The following is a 14,400-nucleotide window of genomic DNA, read 5'->3' as shown; positions in this document are numbered from 1 at the left end:
GAAGACAGCGATGGACGCCGAAGCGGTCGAGCACGACATCCGCCGCTGGCTGGAGCGCGCGGTGATCGGCCTGAACCTGTGCCCCTTCGCCAAGGCGGTGTACGCCCGGCAGCAGGTGCGGATCGTGGTCAGCGACGCCAGTACGCCGCGGGCCCTGCTCGAACAGCTGGGCGAGGAGATGGCGTTGCTGCGCGACACGCCGGCGGAGCGCGTGGATACCACCCTGCTGGTGCATCCGCAGGTGCTCGGCGATTTCCTCGACTTCAACGACTTCCTCGACGATGCCGACGCGCTGGTCGAGGCGATGGAACTCGATGGCGTGCTGCAGGTGGCGAGCTTCCACCCGGACTACCGCTTCGCCGACTGCGCGGCGGACGATGCCGACAACCTGACCAACCGCGCGCCCTGGCCGATCCTGCACCTGCTGCGCGAGGACAGCGTGGACCGGGCGGTGGCGGCGTATCCGGAACCCGATGCGATCATCGAACGCAACATCGCCACCGTGCGCGCGCTCGGTTTCGACGGCTGGCGTGCCCTCCTGACGGGCTGACACCGCGCTTGCGCGCGTGGAGGAAGCTGGCCCGGAACGCAGGGCGTCCGGATGCCCGCGCCGCATGCCCCGCCCCCTTGCCCACGGTCGCGGCTGAAGCCGCTCCTACCGCCCGCGCAAGGTCCGGGCACCCCGTAGGAGCGCCTTCAGGCGCGACCCGCCGCCAGTCGCGCCGCCAGCAGGCAGCGCGCCTCGTCCAGCGAGCCCACGATGCGATGCCGCAGCGCACGCACCGCCTCGTCCGGCGCCAGCATGTCCGGCACCTGCACCGGGGTCATGCCCGCCGCCAGCGCGGCGCGCACGCCGGTCGGCGAGTCCTCCAGCACCAGGCAGCGCGCGGGATCGACCTGCAGCCGCGACGCCGCGAGCAGATAGACGTCCGGCGCCGGCTTCGGCAGCGCCACATCGCTGCTGGTGCAAACCGTGTCGAACCGGTCCAGCAGTCCGGCCGCGCGCAGCTTGCGCAGGGCCAGCGGACGCCGGGTCGAAGTGGCCACCGCGCGCGGGATCGCGCGCTGCGCCAGCCAATCGAGCAGCGCCACGATGCCGGGCCGGTGCGGTACGCCGGCGTCGACGCGCACCTCGTACAGCGCCTGCGAGCGCTGCAGCAGGGCCTGCGTAGCCTCGGCACCGAGTCGCTCGGCCAGGATCGCTCGGCAGGCGGCATCCCCCTGCCCGACCATCGACAGCCACAGCGCCTGCTCCAACGGATGTCCGGCTTCGGCGGCGGCCCGCGCCAGGCAATCGATGATCGCGCGCTCGCTGTCGAGCATCAGCCCGTCCATGTCGAACACCACCGCCTCGGGCATGAAGGCCAGGGGCTCGACCCCGCTCATGCGGCGCGCCCCGCGAACAGGCGCTCGAGATCGGCCGCATCCAGCGCGCGCCACCGCCCTTCCGCCAGGCCGTCCAGCCCGAGGCCGCCGATGCACTCGCGATGCAGCGCCTGGACGTGGTTGCCGACCGCCGCGAACATGCGCCGCACCTGGTGGTAGCGGCCCTCGGTGATCGCCAGCCGCGCATGGGTGTCGTCGATCGCTTCGAGCAGCGCCGGCTTCAGCGGCGTCTTTTCCGATTCGAGCAGCAGGCTGCCGCTGGCGAAGACCGCCGCCTCGTGCCCGCGCAGCGGCTGCGCCAGCGTCGCGAGGTAGCGCTTGGGCAGCTGGGCGCGTGGCGAGATGATCCGGTGCAGCAACTGTCCGTCGTCGGTCAGCAGCAGCAGGCCGCTGGTGTCGCGGTCGAGCCGGCCCACGGTGGACAGCGCCGGATCGCGCAGCCGGAAACGGGGCGGCAGCAGGTCGTACACGAGGCGGCCAGCATCCTTCGTCGAGCAGGTGTAGCCGACGGGCTTGTGCAGCATCAGCACCATGCCCGGCGCGGGATCCAGGGGCGCGCCGTCGAGGCGCACGCATTCGTGCGCGATCCGGTCGTCGGCATACAGCACGGCGCCGTCGGCATCGGTGATCCGGCCCTCGCCGAACAGCGCCTGCACCTCCCGGCGGCTGCCGTAGCCGAGGTTGGCGATGTGCCGCAGCAGCTTCACGAAGTTCGACGCGCGCGCATCGCAGCGCCTGCCCGGCCGGGCGTTGCCGCCGGTGCGGCCGATCCGGTATCGGCCGCCGGCAAGGGCGGACGCGGCCTCGGCTCGGCGCCTGTATCGGCGCCCGATGGGCCCGTGGCGGAACGCCTGCAGTCGCTCACCGCCCGCGCACCGCCTCGATGACCTTGAAGCCGCCGCGCTGGGCGACGATGCGCACGGCGGCGAAACGCGCACCGAACGCCTCCTCGTAGGGCAGATGCCGGTTGGCGACCAGCCACAGCACCCCGCGCGGCTGCAGCGCTTCGGCCGCCGCCGCGATGAAGGCGCGGCCGATCTCCGGCCGCGATTCGCCGCGCAGCGCGTGGAACGGCGGATTGGAGACGATGAAGTCGTAGCGCCGGTCGAGCCCGGCGGTGACGTCGAGCCAGCGAAAATCGAGCGCGACGCGCGAGGCATGCGCGGCGAGGTTGCTGCGCGCGCAGTCGAGCGCGCGCATTTCGGCCTCGATCACGTCGAACGCGGTGACGCCGGGGCAGCGTGCCAGCACCTCCGAAGCCAGGTAGCCCCAGCCGGCGCCGAGGTCCGCGCCGTGCCCGGACAGCGTATGTGGCAACTGTTCCGCCAGCAGCGCCGAGGCCGGGTCGACCCGATCCCAGGCGAACACGCCCGGACGGCTGGTGAAGCGTCCGCCCAGGATCGGTCGCGGCGCGTCCAGGTCACGCCACGACGCGGCCAGCGCGGCATCGGCGCGGTCCACCGGCGCCCAGAACACGCGGCACTTGTGCTTGCTCAGCACCGAGGCCGCGCCGAACAGCGCCTCGAAGTCGGCCTGGCCGGAGCGGGCGCCGGCGTCGTTCGGCATCGCCGCCACGACGATCCCGCCGGGCGCGCTGCGCGACAGCGCCCTGGCCAGCAGCGCCCGCGCCTCCTCGCGCTGCCGCGGCGGCAGCACCAGCACCCGCGCGTACGCGCCGTCGCCGTCGACGCGGGCGTCGAACCCGGCGCGTTGCAGCGCCTCGTGCTCGGGCCGGAACGACTGTTCGCACACCAGCGAGCGCGGCGCATGCGCGTGCAGCGCCGCGCCTTCGCGTGCGCGCAGGAACAGCGCGCCGGCTTCGGGCCAGTCGAGCTGGTCGCTTGCGAACGGCAACAGCAGCGCATCGAGGGCGGGGTCTTGCATCGTCGCGTCGCATCCGGATCCAGGCGCCGGATTCTACCGGGGTCGTCCCTGCGCAGGGGGCGCACCCAACGTGCCGCGTACGCGACGTTGACCGCACGGGAACATTCGCACGGGCAGGCTGTCCATCAAGGGAGCGAGGACCCACTTCCGGAAACCCCAAGGAGCAAACCCCCATGCGTGCACTGTTCGTCGGCGGCGTGATCGACAACAACGAACTCGACCTGGACGGCCACGAGCCGCCCAAGCATTACCCGCCGCAGACCGGGAGTGGGCAGTCCCGATATCGCCTGCACGCCGTCGGCCATGGCAACGGCGGCATCGCCTGCGCGGTCTACGGGGCGCCGGACATGGAGCCGGGGGAGATCCTGCGCGTCAGCGACGAGCGCGGCTATGCGCGCCGCTTCGAGACGGAGCTGCAGACCGTGGAGTGAACGGCGGCTTCCAGTGAACCTGTCGCCCTGGCGGCGGCTCGGCCGCGGGGCGCCCTGGAGCGCTGGACGATCGGCAGCCACAAATCGACCGCAGCCGTCCGCGGGCTGTTGCAACGTTCCGGACCCGTACACGCCGGACCCGAGGAGAGCCGACGGTCAGGCGGGCGTCGCCCTGCCCGCCGCGTCGAGCACCCGTCGCACGCCGTTCGGCAGCCAGGACAGCAGCAGGCACAGGGCGGCGATCACGCCCCACTGCGCGGCCTGCGTGCCGAACAGCTCGCCGGCCAGCGTCCACCACCGGGCACCGTACACCGCCACGGCTCCCGCGCCCGTCAGTGCCATCGCCGCCAGCAGCACGTGCAGCAGGACGCGTTCGAGACTGGACTCCGGGGCCGGGTCCCGCCTCCCGGACGCGGCGAGCCGCGCGACCGCGGCCGCGAAATCGACGGGCGGCTGCGATACCGGCATCGTGCGCAGCGCGCGCGCGAGCAGCAGGTCGCGGCGATCGCCCGCCGCACCCGACAACGCGCGTTCCTGCGCCTGCCAGTCGCGCTCGGCGACGCCAGGCAGGCGGTCCCCGACAGGGCGGTCCGATGGCTTGGATGTGTTCATGCGGCGAAGACTCCCACGGTCGGTTCCAGCAGGCCCCTCAGCTGTTTGCGGCTGCGGAACAGATGGCTCTTGATCGTACCTTCGGCGAGCCCGGTGACCCGTGAAATCTCGCCGATCGGCAACTCTTCCAGGTGATACAGCGTCAGCAGCGTCCGCTGCAGCGGCGGCAGGCGCTCGATCGCCGCGTGCAGCAGGGCGACCGCCTCCCCGTCCGCGGTCGATGCCTCGAGGTCGAAGCCGTCGCCGATGCTCTCCAGCAGCGACCGGCCGTCGTCGCCGCCCGCGGCGTCGGCCAGCGGAATCCGCTTCTTCTCCAGGTGGCGCTTGGCCACCGAATAGGCGACCTGGGCGATCCACGATTTCAGCGCGCTCTCGCCGCGGTACTGGTGCAGGGCCTGGTGCACCCGCAGGAAGGCCTCCTGGCACAGTTCGCGGGTGTCCTCGGGGTGGCGCACCATGCGGTCGATCACGTGCCAGCACAGGCCCTGGTACTCGCGCACCAGCCGCTCGAAGGCGCCAGGCGCACCCGCGAGCACGGCCTCGACCAGGGCGCGGTCGGCCTGCAGGGTGTCCTGGGGGGCGGGGAAAGCGGGCATCCGGGACAGGGATACGCCGTTCGAGCGGGCGGTTGCAAGGCCGGAGGGTCGTGCCCGGCAAGCCGGCTGCAACCGGTCGCGCCGGGCCGGTATCTCCTGTTCCGAACCCGCCGCACCCGCTCCATCAACCGGATCCCGCCACCATGGATATCGAAGTTCTCATTCCCATCACCCTGTTCGTCTGCATCTACCTCGCGATCAAGGCCGTGGTCGACGCGCGCGCGCGCAAACACATGCTCCAGTCCAACGGCTCGGAGGAAATGCTGCGCACCCTCATCGACGGCGAGGAAACCCGTCGTCGCCAGGCCTCCCTGCGCTGGGGCGTGATCCTGGTGGCGCTGGCGGTCGGGTTCGGCCTGATCGAGGCGGTCGACTGGCAGGAGCCCTCGCCGGGCCTGTTCGCGATCCTGCTGGCGGCGACCGGCGTCGGCAATCTCGCCGCCTACTACATCGCGCGCCGGACGAAATAGCGGCACCCGGCTTGCCGGCCGCGGCTGCGTGCGTCGCAGCGGCGGCCGGCGGCTGCGACTTTGGTCGGACCCGGTCCCGGCGATCCGTGGAACCTACCCGTGCGTACGGCTTGTGCACGGTATTTCCGCGATACTTCACGACCTCGAAGCTCGCGGGTCGCCCGGTACGATGAAGGATTCATTCAGCTACGAACAACTGATCGCCTCCGGCGAGGGCACCCTCTTCGGGCCCGGCAGCGGCCGCCTGCCGCTGCCGCCGATGCTGATGTTCGACCGCATCACCCATATCGACGACGACGGCGGCGCGCACGGCCTGGGCCGGATCGAGGCCGAACTCGATATCCGTCCCGACCTGTGGTTCTTCCAGTGCCACTTCAGCGGCGACCCGGTGATGCCCGGCTGCCTGGGCCTGGACGCGATGTGGCAGTTGATCGGCTTCTACCTCACCTGGCGCCGGTTGCCCGGTCGCGGGCGCGCGCTCGGCGGCGGCGAAGTGAAGTTCACCGGCGAGGTGGGACCCGAGGCGAAGCTGGTGCGCTACGAGATCGACATCAAGCGCGTGATCCAGCGCAAGCTGATCCTCGCCATCGGCGATGCGCGCATGCTGGTGGACGGCCGCGAGATCTACACCGCCGGCGACCTGCGCGTGGGCCTGTTCCAGCGGACCGACGGCCAGGGGGACGCCACGGCATGAGCATGCTTCCCGGCCATCGCCGCGTGGTGATCACGGGCGCCGGCATCGTCTCGTGCATCGGCAACGATGCCGGGAGCGTCGCGGACGCGCTGCGCCACGGCCGCTCCGGCATCCGCGCCGACGCCTCGTATGCGGAGATGGGCCTGCGCAGCCAGGTGTCCGGCATGCCGCAGGTGGACGTTGAGGCGCTGATCGACCGCAAGCTGCGGCGCTTCATGGGCGATGCCGCGGCCTACGCCTATCTGTCGCTGCGCGATGCCATCGCGCAGTCCGGACTCGACGAGGCCCAGGTGTCGAACCCGCGGACCGGCCTGATCATGGGGTCGGGCGGAGGTTCGCCGACCAACCAGATCGAGTCGGCCGACACCCTGCGCGAGCGCGGCATCCGCCGCGTCGGCCCCTACCAGGTGACGCGCACGATGAGCTCGACGGTGTCGGCCTGCCTGGCGACCGCGTTCGGCGTCAAGGGACTGAACTATTCCATCTCCTCGGCCTGCGCCACCTCCGCGCACTGCATCGGCGTCGCCGCGCAGCAGATCCAGGCCGGGTTGCAGGACGTGGTCTTCGCCGGCGGCGGCGAGGAGGCCAGCTGGGGCATGGCGATGCTGTTCGACGGCATGGGCGCGCTGTCGAGCAGGTACAACGACACGCCCGAACGCGCCTCGCGCCCCTACGATGCCGACCGCGACGGTTTCGTCATCGCAGGCGGCGGCGGCGCGGTGGTGCTCGAGAGCCTGGAGTATGCGCAGGCGCGCGGCGCCACCATCCTCGGCGAACTGGTCGGATTCGGCGCGAGTTCCGACGGTGCGGACATGGTCGCGCCCTCGGGCGATGGCGCCATCGCCTGCATGCGCACGGCAATCGACGGACTCGAGGGCGGCATCGATTACGTCAACACCCATGGCACCTCGACCCCGGTCGGCGATGTCAGCGAGCTGCGCGCGATGCGCGCCGTGTTCGGCGATGCGATGCCGCCGTTCTCCTCGACCAAGTCGCTGACCGGCCACTCGCTGGGCGCCACCAGCGTGCAGGAGGCGATCTTCTGCCTGCTGATGCTGCAGCGCGGCTTCATCGCCGGCTCGATCAATGTCGACACGGTCGATCCGGAGGCGGCGGACCTGCCGCTGGTGCGCGAGAGCCGCGACGCCGAGCTGCGTACGGTGCTGTCCAACAGTTTCGGCTTCGGCGGCACCAACGCCAGCCTGGTGCTGCGTCGCTGGGAAGGTTGAGTCGCGCCGGCATTCGTTCCCGGGTGCGCTTCGCTTACCCGGCTACGCGGCCTGAGGACCGTCGCCCGCCTCGCGTAGCCCGGATAAGGCCGCAGGCCGCATCCGGGGACGACGAGGATGCGATATCCATGGCCGGTTCCCGGGTGCGCTTGCGATCGGTCCCGGGTGCGCTGCGCTTACCCGGGCTACGGATGATGCGGTCGGCGTTCCGCCATCACCGCGATCCGCACGCCACCGGTTTCCACCACCTGCCCTGCGCGGATCTTGCAGGTGCGCCGCAATTCCACCGCGCCATCCACCCGCACCGCACCGCGCGAGACCAGCGCCTTGCCGGCGCCGCCGCTGTCCACCACGCCACACAGCTTGAGCAGTTGATGCAGCTCGATGAAGTCGCCTTCGAGCGCGAATTCGGTCACCACGACCGCGCTCACCCCTGCAGCTCGCGCAGCGTCGCCGACGGCGGCGCGTCGAGCACCTTGCGCGTCGCCAACAGTCCCGCCAGCAGGGTGACCAGCACGCCGACCGCGCTGCCCACCGCCGCCAGCGTCCAGTTCGCGCGCCACGGCAGGTCGAAGACCTGTACCGAGATCACGCCCGCCAGCACCGAGGCCGCGATCGCCGCGACCAGCCCCGCCAGCAGCCCGATCGCCGCGAACTCCGACACCTGCGCCATCCGCAGCTGGCCACGACTGCCGCCCAGCGCGCGCATCACCCCGCCCTCGAGCAGGCGTTCGTCCTGGCTGGCGCTCACCGCCGCCAGCAGCACCAGCACGCCGGCCAGCAGCGAGAACCAGAACACCACCTGGACCACGGTGGAGACCTGGTCGGCGGTGTTGCGCACCTGCGCGAGCACCGCGTCGACATCGATCACCGACAGGTTCGGGAACTGCTGCACCAGTTCCGCGGTGAAGCGCGTGCGCTCCGGCGGCACCTGCACCGCGGTGATGTGGCTGGCCGGATAGCCGTCGAGCGCCCCTGGCGAGGCGAGCACGAAGAAGTTCGGCTGGAAGCTCTCCCATTCGACATCGCGCAGGCTGGTGATCGGCGCCTCGAAGCGCTGGCCAGCGATGTCGAAGGCGATGCGGTCGCCCACCTGCCAGCCGAGATCGCGCGCGAAGCCCTCTTCCACCGACAGCTGCGGGCTCGCCGGCGTGCCGTTCCAGAACTCGCCGGCGGTGACCTTGTTGTCGTCGCGCAGGGTGGCGGCCATCGACAGGTTGAACTCGCGTTCGGCACGCCGCTGCGCCTGCCGGTCCTGGTCGGGATCGCCGGAACGGTCGGCATAGTCCGCACCCGAGGTGGGTACGCCGTTGCGCTCGACCAGGCGCGCGCGGACCATCGGGAACAGCACCGGCTCGGACACGCCCTGCGCGGCGATGAACTCGCGCACCGGCCCGACCTGGTCGGACTGCACGTTGATGATGAACCGGTTCGGCGCGCTCTCCGACAGCGCCAGCTGCCAGCGGTCGAGCAGGTCGGTGCGCACGAAGGTCAGCAGCAGCAGCGCCATCAGGCCCAGGCCCAGGGCGCTGACCTGGGCGATGCTGGTGCCGGCGCGGCGGCTGACGTTGGCCAGCCCGTAGCGCAGCGCGCCGCGCAGCCGCGAACGCAAGCGACGCACGGCAATGATGAGCGCCCAGGCGATGAGCGCGAGCACGGCCAGCGTCGCGGCGATGCCGACCAGCATCGACAGCGCCAGCGTCGCCGAACCGGCCTGCCACCACAGCAGGGCGGCGAGGCCGCCGAGGCCTGCGAGCGCGACCACCCAGGCCGAGGGTTCCATGCCGTCGAGATCGCGGCGCAGCACGCGCAGCGCGGGGACGCGTCGCAGCGCCAGCACCGGTGGCGCACCGAACGCGAGCAGCACCACCATGCCGACGCCATAGCCGTGCAACGCAGGCCACACGCTGGCCGGCGGGATCTCCACCTTCAATGCCTGCGACAGCCAGCCGGCGATCGACCATTGCAGGGCGAACGCGATCGCCACGCCGATGGTGCAGGCGATCAGCCCCAGCAGCACCAGTTCGCCGACATGGATGCCGACCAGGGTGCGCTGCTGCGCGCCCAGGCAGCGCATCACCGCCACGCCCGACAGGTGCCGTTCGCTGTGGCGGCGCGCGGCCATCGCCACCGCCACCGCCGCCAGCACCACCGAGACCAGCGCCGCCAGGCCGAGGAAACGACCGGCCCGATCCAGCGAGGAACGCACCTCGGGACGCGCGTCGGTGATCGTCTCGATGCGCTGCCCGCGCCCGAGGTTGGCCTTGGCCGCAGCGGTGAAGCCCTCGACCGCCGCCGCGCCGCCGGCCACCACCAGCCGATAGCGCACGCGGCTGCCTTCCTGCACCAGGCCGGTGGACGCGAGGTCGGCGAGGTTGAGGAAAGCCTTGGGCGCGACGTTGAAATAGTCGATCGAGGCGTCGGGTTCCTGCACCACCAGCGCGGCGAGACGGAATTCGCGCGTGCCGATGCCGACGCTGTCGCCGACGCGCGCGCCGAGCGTGTCGGCGCCGGCGCGGCTGAGCCACAACGTGCCGGGTTCGGGGATCGCGCCGGCATCGCGCTCGACGCCGTCGTCGCCGGCGATGCGGAACGTGCCGCGCAACGGAAAGCCTTCGCCCAGCGCGCGCAGGTCGCCGAGGCGCAACTGCGCGTCGGCGCCTGCGCCGACCCGGATCATGCTGTCGAGCTCGACCGTTTCGGTCCGTCGCAGCCCGGGCGCGTCCGCGGCCTCGAGCACCGCGCCGGCGATCGGCGCGTCGCCGCGCACCAGCGCGTCGCCGCCGAGCAGGCGGTTGGCCTCCATCGCCAGCGCGCGTTCGGCGCGGTCGGTGACGAAGCCCACCGACGACACCGCCACCACCGCCAGCACCAGCGCGCCGGCGAGGATGCGGATGTCGCCGGCCTTGATGTCGCGGCGCAGTTGCCGCCAGGCGAGCGCGAGCGTCCTCATGCGCGGCTCACCGGGTCTCGTCCGACACCAGCCGGCCGCTGTCCAGCCGCAGCGTGCGGTGGCAACGCGCGGCGAGGTGGTCGTCGTGGGTCACCAGTACCAGGGTGGTGCCCGCCTCGCCGTTCATCGCGAACAGCAGTTCGATGATCGCCTGGCCGGTGTTGGTGTCGAGGTTGCCGGTGGGTTCGTCCGCGAACAGCAGCGAAGGCCGGGTCACGAACGCGCGCGCCAGCGCGACGCGCTGCTGCTCGCCGCCGGAAAGCTGCTTCGGATAATGGTCCAGGCGCTCGCCGAGGCCGACCTTGCGCAGCATCTCGCGCGCCGGGGACTGCGCATCGTCGTCGCCGCGCAGCTCCAGCGGCAGCATCACGTTCTCCAGCGCGGTGAGCGAGGGCAGCAGCTGGAAGTTCTGGAACACGAAGCCGACCTTGTCGCCACGCACCTTCGCGCGGCCGTCCTCGTCGAGCGTCGAGATCGTGGCGCCGTCCAGCGTCACATTGCCGTCGCTCGGCGTATCGAGTCCGGCCAGGAGCGACAGCAGGGTGCTCTTGCCGGAGCCGGAGGCGCCGACGATCGCGACCACGTCGCCGCGGGCGATCTCGAAGCCGACGCCTTCGAGGATGGTCAGTTCGCCCGAGGGCAGCGTGACCCGCTTGCCCAGGCCAGCGACATGCAACGCGGGCGCTGCGGACGGATTCGGCGGGCCGTGGGAGACGGCGGCACGCGGCGCGGGGGCGTCAGCCATGTTCATTCCGGATTGGTTATCGTGGACCGCAGGCGCTACGGCGCGAGACGGACGAGGACACAGATGAGAGAAGGTTATGCGGCCTGCCGGCGCCCGATGCAATGGGCCATCGGTTTACTCGCGCTGCTGGCGCTGCTGCCCGCGTTCGCCCAGCCCGCGCCCGCGGCGGACCCGGCGCCGCGCACGGTGCTGGTGATGGGCGATTCGCTGTCGGCGGGCTACGGCATGTCCGCGCGGGAGGGTTGGGTGGCGCTGCTCGGCGAACGGCTGGCGCAGGACAGGCCAGGCTGGCGCGTGGTCAACGCCAGCATCAGCGGCGAAACCACCGCCGGCGGCTCCGCACGCATCGTCGGCGAGGTGCTGCGCCACCGGCCGGACGTGGTGGTGATCGCGCTCGGCGCCAACGACGGCTTGCGCGGGTTGCCGCTGGCGGAGGCGCGGCGCAACCTCGCCCGCATGATCGGCGCCTCGCAGCACGTCGGCGCGAAGGTATTGCTGGTGGGCATGCGCATGCCGCCCAACCTCGGCGCCGACTACACCGCCGGCTTCGAACGCAACTACCGCGACCTGTCGCGGCTGTTCGACACCGCGCTGCTGCCGTTCCTGCTCGAACCGATCGCGCTCGACCGCGAGGCCTACCAGGACGACAACCTGCATCCGACCGTCGCGGCGCAGCCGAAGCTGCTCGACCACGTGTGGACGGCGCTGGAACCCTTGCTGGAGTAGCCGTCGCAGGGCCGCGCGGGGTCGTGCGCACGTTGCGCTCCGGATCGCCGGCACGCCCGGCCGACCCGGCAGGCGCGTGGCCTGGACCGGGGCGCGGCGGTCCAGCGCGCGTGCCTTGTGAGTGGGATTGGAGCAGGCGCCGGCGACCCGGCTGTCGCACCAACATCGCCTCGGGGGGTCGCGAGCGCACCGGCTCGATCGCCGGCTCCTGCCCTCCCGCCGTGGCCGCACGCGCGGGTGCGGCATCGAGCCGCGCGCGCCCGTCGGCGAGCCAGGCCTGCGCGGCGGGGGTGCCCATCAGGCGCTTCGATGCCTCGGAAATCGTCGCCGCGTCCCCGGATTTCAGGGCGCCGAGGAAGCGGTCCAGCGCCTCTCCCGCTTCCCCGGCAGCAACGTGCGCACGGACGGGTTCTGCGCGCGAGCCTGCCGGTCGCGGCCAGCCGCCTCCGCCTGCAGCGCGGTACTGCGTGACTGCAGCAGTTCGCGCGCGGCCTGTTCGCGCCGCGCGATCTCGCTGTCCAGGCTCGGGATCACCGCGCTGGCCATGCCGTGGCGTTCCACCGCCTCGTGGACGCTGCCCTTCGCCTGCTGCACCAGGCATACCGTGCTGGCCACGTCGATCGCGGTGAAGGGATCCCCCGGGCCGCAGGTCACGACCGTGCCGGCCAGCATGCCGGTGGTGCCGCCCAGCGCGGCGCCAGCCGCTGGCGCGCGACCGGCGACACCCAGGATGCGCTCGCCGGTGGCGTCGAGCCCGGCCTCCAGTTGCGCGCCGACCCGCGCCAGCTGCCCCCGCGTCGAGGCGCCGGCGCGTTCGATATCGCCCTGCATGCGCAGTGAGCGTGGGATCTCCACTCTCGCGAAGCTGCTGCAGCAGGAGCCTCTGTTCTTCGTGTCGAGTCGTCATGACGGTCCCTGTCATTGGAGTGCCTCAGAGCAATGGGATTTCCGTTTCCTCATGCGGAAAGCCCCGGCGTTCCCGCATCACACGGTAGTGCCCCGGCATCGGAGGGCGCTCGTGCCCAGCAGACAGCGACCATTGCTGACATTTGCGCTGCCATGCGGGATCGTCCGGGTTGCCCGGATGCCAGAAGATCGCCTCGATGGCCTGAGAGCCCGCGCTTTGCACAGGCTCGCCGTACGCGTAGTCCAGCGCAGGATCGGCAACATGCCCCAGCAGCCAGTGCACCATCATGAACCCGCCACGAGATGCATAGACGTTCAGTATCGGCGCCCAGCAGATACGTTCGCATTCGCATCCGCCCCCCGCTCCACCAGCAACTGCACGTTGCGCCACTGGTTCTGCTTGATGAAGGCGTGGAACAGCAGCGCCTCGTTGTTGGCGTTGCGCGTATCCGCGTCGCCGCCGTGGTCGAGCAGCAGCTGCAGGTAGACGGGATCGTCCCGCTCGGCCGCCCAGACCATGGCGTCGGCGTGGTAGTGCTCGCCGCGATCGCTGGGGGAGCGCTTCTTCGCGTTCGGATCGGCGCCGTTCTCCAGCATCGCGCGCAGGCCTTCCGGGCTCTTGCTGTAGATCGGCCACACCAGCAGCGGCATGCCGCCGTCGCTGCTGCCGAAGATCGCGTCCGGATCCACGCCCTCGCCGCGCATCAGGCGGCGCACTTCGGCCGCATCGCCATGTTCGGCCGCGATCGCCAGCGCCTGTGCGCGCGGATCGGAGAAGGCGCGCTCGAGCACGCCCTGGTGACGCGAACGCCGGTCCGAGGCCGACAGGCCGGAATCGCAGGCCGACAGCAACAACAGCCAGGCCAACGCCAGCCACGCCGCGCCATGCGCGCGGCACCGGCACGAGGGTCGAGGCAGCCGCGGTGACCGGCACGCACACCGCTGCAGACCGGGAATCCTTCCCCTTCACTCCGTCCGTGGTGGATCCTGCGCCATCGGGTGATGGACCCAGATTAGCGGAGAATCGGACCCGGCGCGCGCGCCGCTTCAGCGCGCGTCGGTGCCGGCCAGCAACGGATACGGATTGACCGGCGTGCCGTTCCACCACTGCCGCTCGGGCGTCAGCGCGAACACCGCGAAGTGCAGGTGCGGCGCAGCCGGGTCGGCGTTGCCGCTGCTGCCGACGAAACCGATCACCTCGCCCCGCCTGACGTCCTTGCCCTCGGCCAGGCCCGGGGCGTAGGCCTGCAGGTGCGCGTAGTAGTAGCACCAGGCGCCGGATGGCTCGAACTGGTAGATGGTCAGGCCGCCGCGCTCGCTGTCGAACAGCTTCTCGATGCGGCCGTCGGCGACCGCCAGCACCGGTGTGCCGGCCGGCGCCATGATGTCGAGCGCCTCGTGCATGCGTTCGCCGCCGCGCGCATCGCCGAAGGTGTCCTGCAGGTCGCTGGCGCCCAGGCCCTGCACCGGCACGATCAGGCCGGCCGGCGATGCGGGCAGGTTCGCGATGCGCGGCCCGGCAGTCGCGTCCGGCGCGGTCGTGCGCCTCGCCCCGGCGCCCGCGTTGCCCGGTGCTGGCGTGTCCGGCCGTGCGGGCGCGCCCGTGAGCACCGCCGGCCCCGGTCGTGCGGGCTCATCGCCCGCGACGTCCGGCCCGACCGTCGGCGTCGGGCTTTGCCGCCACAGCGGACCGTCGCTGCCGCGCAGCAGCCACCAGACCAGGTTCGCGGTCAGCAACGCCAGCGCCAGCCCGATCAACCAGCGCACG

General features: G+C 71.8%; 18 protein-coding genes. 6 read left to right on the top strand and 12 right to left on the bottom strand.

The window, feature by feature from the left end; genetic code table 11:
- The first annotated feature begins 10 nt into the window (after window positions 1-10).
- Entirely contained in the window at window positions 11-550 is a 540-nt protein-coding gene (locus tag JMO03_RS01955; protein WP_202839670.1) for a DUF1415 domain-containing protein, read from the top strand.
- Window positions 551-696: 146 nt separating this feature from the next.
- On the opposite strand, the gene JMO03_RS01950 is transcribed toward JMO03_RS01955, so the two are convergent.
- The 3 genes from JMO03_RS01950 to JMO03_RS01940 all read right to left on the bottom strand — a co-directional run bounded on the left by JMO03_RS01950 (window position 697) and on the right by JMO03_RS01940 (window position 3,270).
- Window positions 697-1,386 (bottom strand): HAD family hydrolase, encoded by a 690-nt coding sequence (locus tag JMO03_RS01950; RefSeq protein ID WP_202839669.1) that lies wholly within the window; start codon window positions 1,384-1,386, stop codon window positions 697-699.
- Entirely contained in the window at window positions 1,383-2,093 is a 711-nt protein-coding gene (locus tag JMO03_RS01945) for a pseudouridine synthase (RefSeq protein ID WP_202839667.1), read from the bottom strand. Before JMO03_RS01945 ends, JMO03_RS01950 begins: the two co-directional genes overlap by 4 nt.
- 154 nt (window positions 2,094-2,247) lie before the next feature.
- The gene (locus JMO03_RS01940; RefSeq protein ID WP_202839665.1) at window positions 2,248-3,270 is read right to left on the bottom strand and encodes a class I SAM-dependent methyltransferase; all 1,023 of its coding nucleotides are present in this window, start codon (window positions 3,268-3,270) and stop codon (window positions 2,248-2,250) included.
- A 173-nt stretch (window positions 3,271-3,443) separates the two neighbouring features.
- Between JMO03_RS01940 and JMO03_RS01935 the strand changes: the two genes are divergently transcribed.
- Window positions 3,444-3,701 (top strand): hypothetical protein, encoded by a 258-nt coding sequence (locus JMO03_RS01935; protein ID WP_202839663.1) that lies wholly within the window; start codon window positions 3,444-3,446, stop codon window positions 3,699-3,701.
- Window positions 3,702-3,857: 156 nt separating this feature from the next.
- On the opposite strand, the gene JMO03_RS01930 is transcribed toward JMO03_RS01935, so the two are convergent.
- A complete protein-coding gene (locus JMO03_RS01930; protein WP_202839661.1) occupies window positions 3,858-4,313 on the bottom strand; it encodes a hypothetical protein in 456 nt (151 codons plus the stop codon).
- Window positions 4,310-4,909 (bottom strand): RNA polymerase sigma factor, encoded by a 600-nt coding sequence (locus JMO03_RS01925; protein WP_202839659.1) that lies wholly within the window; start codon window positions 4,907-4,909, stop codon window positions 4,310-4,312. The genes JMO03_RS01930 and JMO03_RS01925 overlap by 4 nt, the downstream gene beginning before the upstream one ends.
- Window positions 4,910-5,052: 143 nt before the next feature.
- Here JMO03_RS01925 and JMO03_RS01920 point away from each other — a divergent pair, with 143 nt between their 5' ends.
- The 3 genes from JMO03_RS01920 (at window position 5,053) to fabB (ending at window position 7,302) form a co-directional block, all read left to right on the top strand.
- Window positions 5,053-5,379: a DUF6249 domain-containing protein gene (locus JMO03_RS01920; RefSeq protein WP_202839657.1), complete on the top strand. Its 327-nt coding sequence runs from the start codon at window positions 5,053-5,055 to the stop codon at window positions 5,377-5,379.
- 169 nt (window positions 5,380-5,548) lie between these two features.
- A complete protein-coding gene (fabA, locus tag JMO03_RS01915) occupies window positions 5,549-6,073 on the top strand; it encodes a 3-hydroxyacyl-[acyl-carrier-protein] dehydratase FabA (protein ID WP_202839655.1) in 525 nt (174 codons plus the stop codon).
- Window positions 6,070-7,302: a beta-ketoacyl-ACP synthase I gene (fabB, locus tag JMO03_RS01910; RefSeq protein WP_238345809.1), complete on the top strand. Its 1,233-nt coding sequence runs from the start codon at window positions 6,070-6,072 to the stop codon at window positions 7,300-7,302. The genes fabA and fabB overlap by 4 nt, the downstream gene beginning before the upstream one ends.
- Before the next feature lie 185 nt (window positions 7,303-7,487).
- Here fabB and JMO03_RS01905 read toward each other — a convergent pair whose 3' ends face one another.
- The 3 genes from JMO03_RS01905 to JMO03_RS01895 are packed head-to-tail and all read right to left on the bottom strand — an operon-like array spanning window position 7,488 to window position 11,000.
- Window positions 7,488-7,721, bottom strand: a complete 234-nt coding sequence (locus tag JMO03_RS01905; RefSeq protein WP_202839652.1) for an RNA-binding S4 domain-containing protein — start codon at window positions 7,719-7,721, stop codon at window positions 7,488-7,490.
- An 8-nt stretch (window positions 7,722-7,729) separates the two neighbouring features.
- Window positions 7,730-10,255, bottom strand: coding sequence for an ABC transporter permease (locus JMO03_RS01900; protein ID WP_202839650.1), 2,526 nt, complete (start codon window positions 10,253-10,255; stop codon window positions 7,730-7,732).
- Between the two features lie 7 nt (window positions 10,256-10,262).
- A complete protein-coding gene (locus JMO03_RS01895; RefSeq protein WP_202839648.1) occupies window positions 10,263-11,000 on the bottom strand; it encodes an ABC transporter ATP-binding protein in 738 nt (245 codons plus the stop codon).
- 63 nt (window positions 11,001-11,063) lie between these two features.
- On the opposite strand from JMO03_RS01895, the gene JMO03_RS01890 reads away from it, so the two are divergent.
- Complete coding sequence (locus JMO03_RS01890; RefSeq protein WP_202839647.1) at window positions 11,064-11,726, top strand: arylesterase; 663 nt, start codon at window positions 11,064-11,066, stop codon at window positions 11,724-11,726.
- Between the two features lie 342 nt (window positions 11,727-12,068).
- On the opposite strand, the gene JMO03_RS01885 is transcribed toward JMO03_RS01890, so the two are convergent.
- The 4 genes from JMO03_RS01885 to JMO03_RS01875 form a co-directional block, all read right to left on the bottom strand.
- Entirely contained in the window at window positions 12,069-12,557 is a 489-nt protein-coding gene (locus tag JMO03_RS01885; RefSeq protein ID WP_202839646.1) for a hypothetical protein, read from the bottom strand.
- A 100-nt stretch (window positions 12,558-12,657) separates the two neighbouring features.
- Window positions 12,658-12,918: a hypothetical protein gene (locus JMO03_RS21590; RefSeq protein WP_425491757.1), complete on the bottom strand. Its 261-nt coding sequence runs from the start codon at window positions 12,916-12,918 to the stop codon at window positions 12,658-12,660.
- 29 nt (window positions 12,919-12,947) lie between these two features.
- Window positions 12,948-13,499 (bottom strand): ankyrin repeat domain-containing protein, encoded by a 552-nt coding sequence (locus tag JMO03_RS21585; RefSeq protein WP_425491756.1) that lies wholly within the window; start codon window positions 13,497-13,499, stop codon window positions 12,948-12,950.
- A 180-nt stretch (window positions 13,500-13,679) separates the two neighbouring features.
- Window positions 13,680-14,399 carry a peptidoglycan DD-metalloendopeptidase family protein gene (locus JMO03_RS01875; protein WP_202839645.1) on the bottom strand — a complete coding sequence of 240 codons (720 nt, stop codon included), beginning with the start codon at window positions 14,397-14,399 and terminating at the stop codon, window positions 13,680-13,682.
- Window position 14,400: the final 1 nt, after the last annotated feature.

Source organism: Luteimonas saliphila (genome assembly GCF_016774335.1).
Taxonomy (GTDB): domain Bacteria; phylum Pseudomonadota; class Gammaproteobacteria; order Xanthomonadales; family Xanthomonadaceae; genus Luteimonas; species Luteimonas saliphila.
The sequence above is the reverse complement of the archived record's forward strand: the minus strand, read 5'-3'. Positions and strand labels throughout refer to the sequence as shown.

Excerpts from the sequence above, each read along its gene's own strand:
- JMO03_RS01955 (WP_202839670.1), top strand. The coding sequence starts at position 11 with ATGGACGCCGAAGCGGTCGAGCACGACATCCGCCGCTGGCTGGAGCGC.
- JMO03_RS01950 (WP_202839669.1), bottom strand. The coding sequence starts at position 1,386 with ATGAGCGGGGTCGAGCCCCTGGCCTTCATGCCCGAGGCGGTGGTGTTC.
- JMO03_RS01940 (WP_202839665.1), bottom strand. The coding sequence starts at position 3,270 with ATGCAAGACCCCGCCCTCGATGCGCTGCTGTTGCCGTTCGCAAGCGAC.
- JMO03_RS01935 (WP_202839663.1), top strand. The coding sequence starts at position 3,444 with ATGCGTGCACTGTTCGTCGGCGGCGTGATCGACAACAACGAACTCGAC.
- JMO03_RS01930 (WP_202839661.1), bottom strand. The coding sequence starts at position 4,313 with ATGAACACATCCAAGCCATCGGACCGCCCTGTCGGGGACCGCCTGCCT.
- JMO03_RS01925 (WP_202839659.1), bottom strand. The coding sequence starts at position 4,909 with ATGCCCGCTTTCCCCGCCCCCCAGGACACCCTGCAGGCCGACCGCGCC.
- JMO03_RS01920 (WP_202839657.1), top strand. The coding sequence starts at position 5,053 with ATGGATATCGAAGTTCTCATTCCCATCACCCTGTTCGTCTGCATCTAC.
- fabA (WP_202839655.1), top strand. The coding sequence starts at position 5,549 with ATGAAGGATTCATTCAGCTACGAACAACTGATCGCCTCCGGCGAGGGC.
- fabB (WP_238345809.1), top strand. The coding sequence starts at position 6,070 with ATGAGCATGCTTCCCGGCCATCGCCGCGTGGTGATCACGGGCGCCGGC.
- JMO03_RS01900 (WP_202839650.1), bottom strand. The coding sequence starts at position 10,255 with ATGAGGACGCTCGCGCTCGCCTGGCGGCAACTGCGCCGCGACATCAAG.
- JMO03_RS01895 (WP_202839648.1), bottom strand. The coding sequence starts at position 11,000 with ATGGCTGACGCCCCCGCGCCGCGTGCCGCCGTCTCCCACGGCCCGCCG.
- JMO03_RS01890 (WP_202839647.1), top strand. The coding sequence starts at position 11,064 with ATGAGAGAAGGTTATGCGGCCTGCCGGCGCCCGATGCAATGGGCCATC.
- JMO03_RS01885 (WP_202839646.1), bottom strand. The coding sequence starts at position 12,557 with ATGCAGGGCGATATCGAACGCGCCGGCGCCTCGACGCGGGGGCAGCTG.
- JMO03_RS21590 (WP_425491757.1), bottom strand. The coding sequence starts at position 12,918 with ATGGTGCACTGGCTGCTGGGGCATGTTGCCGATCCTGCGCTGGACTAC.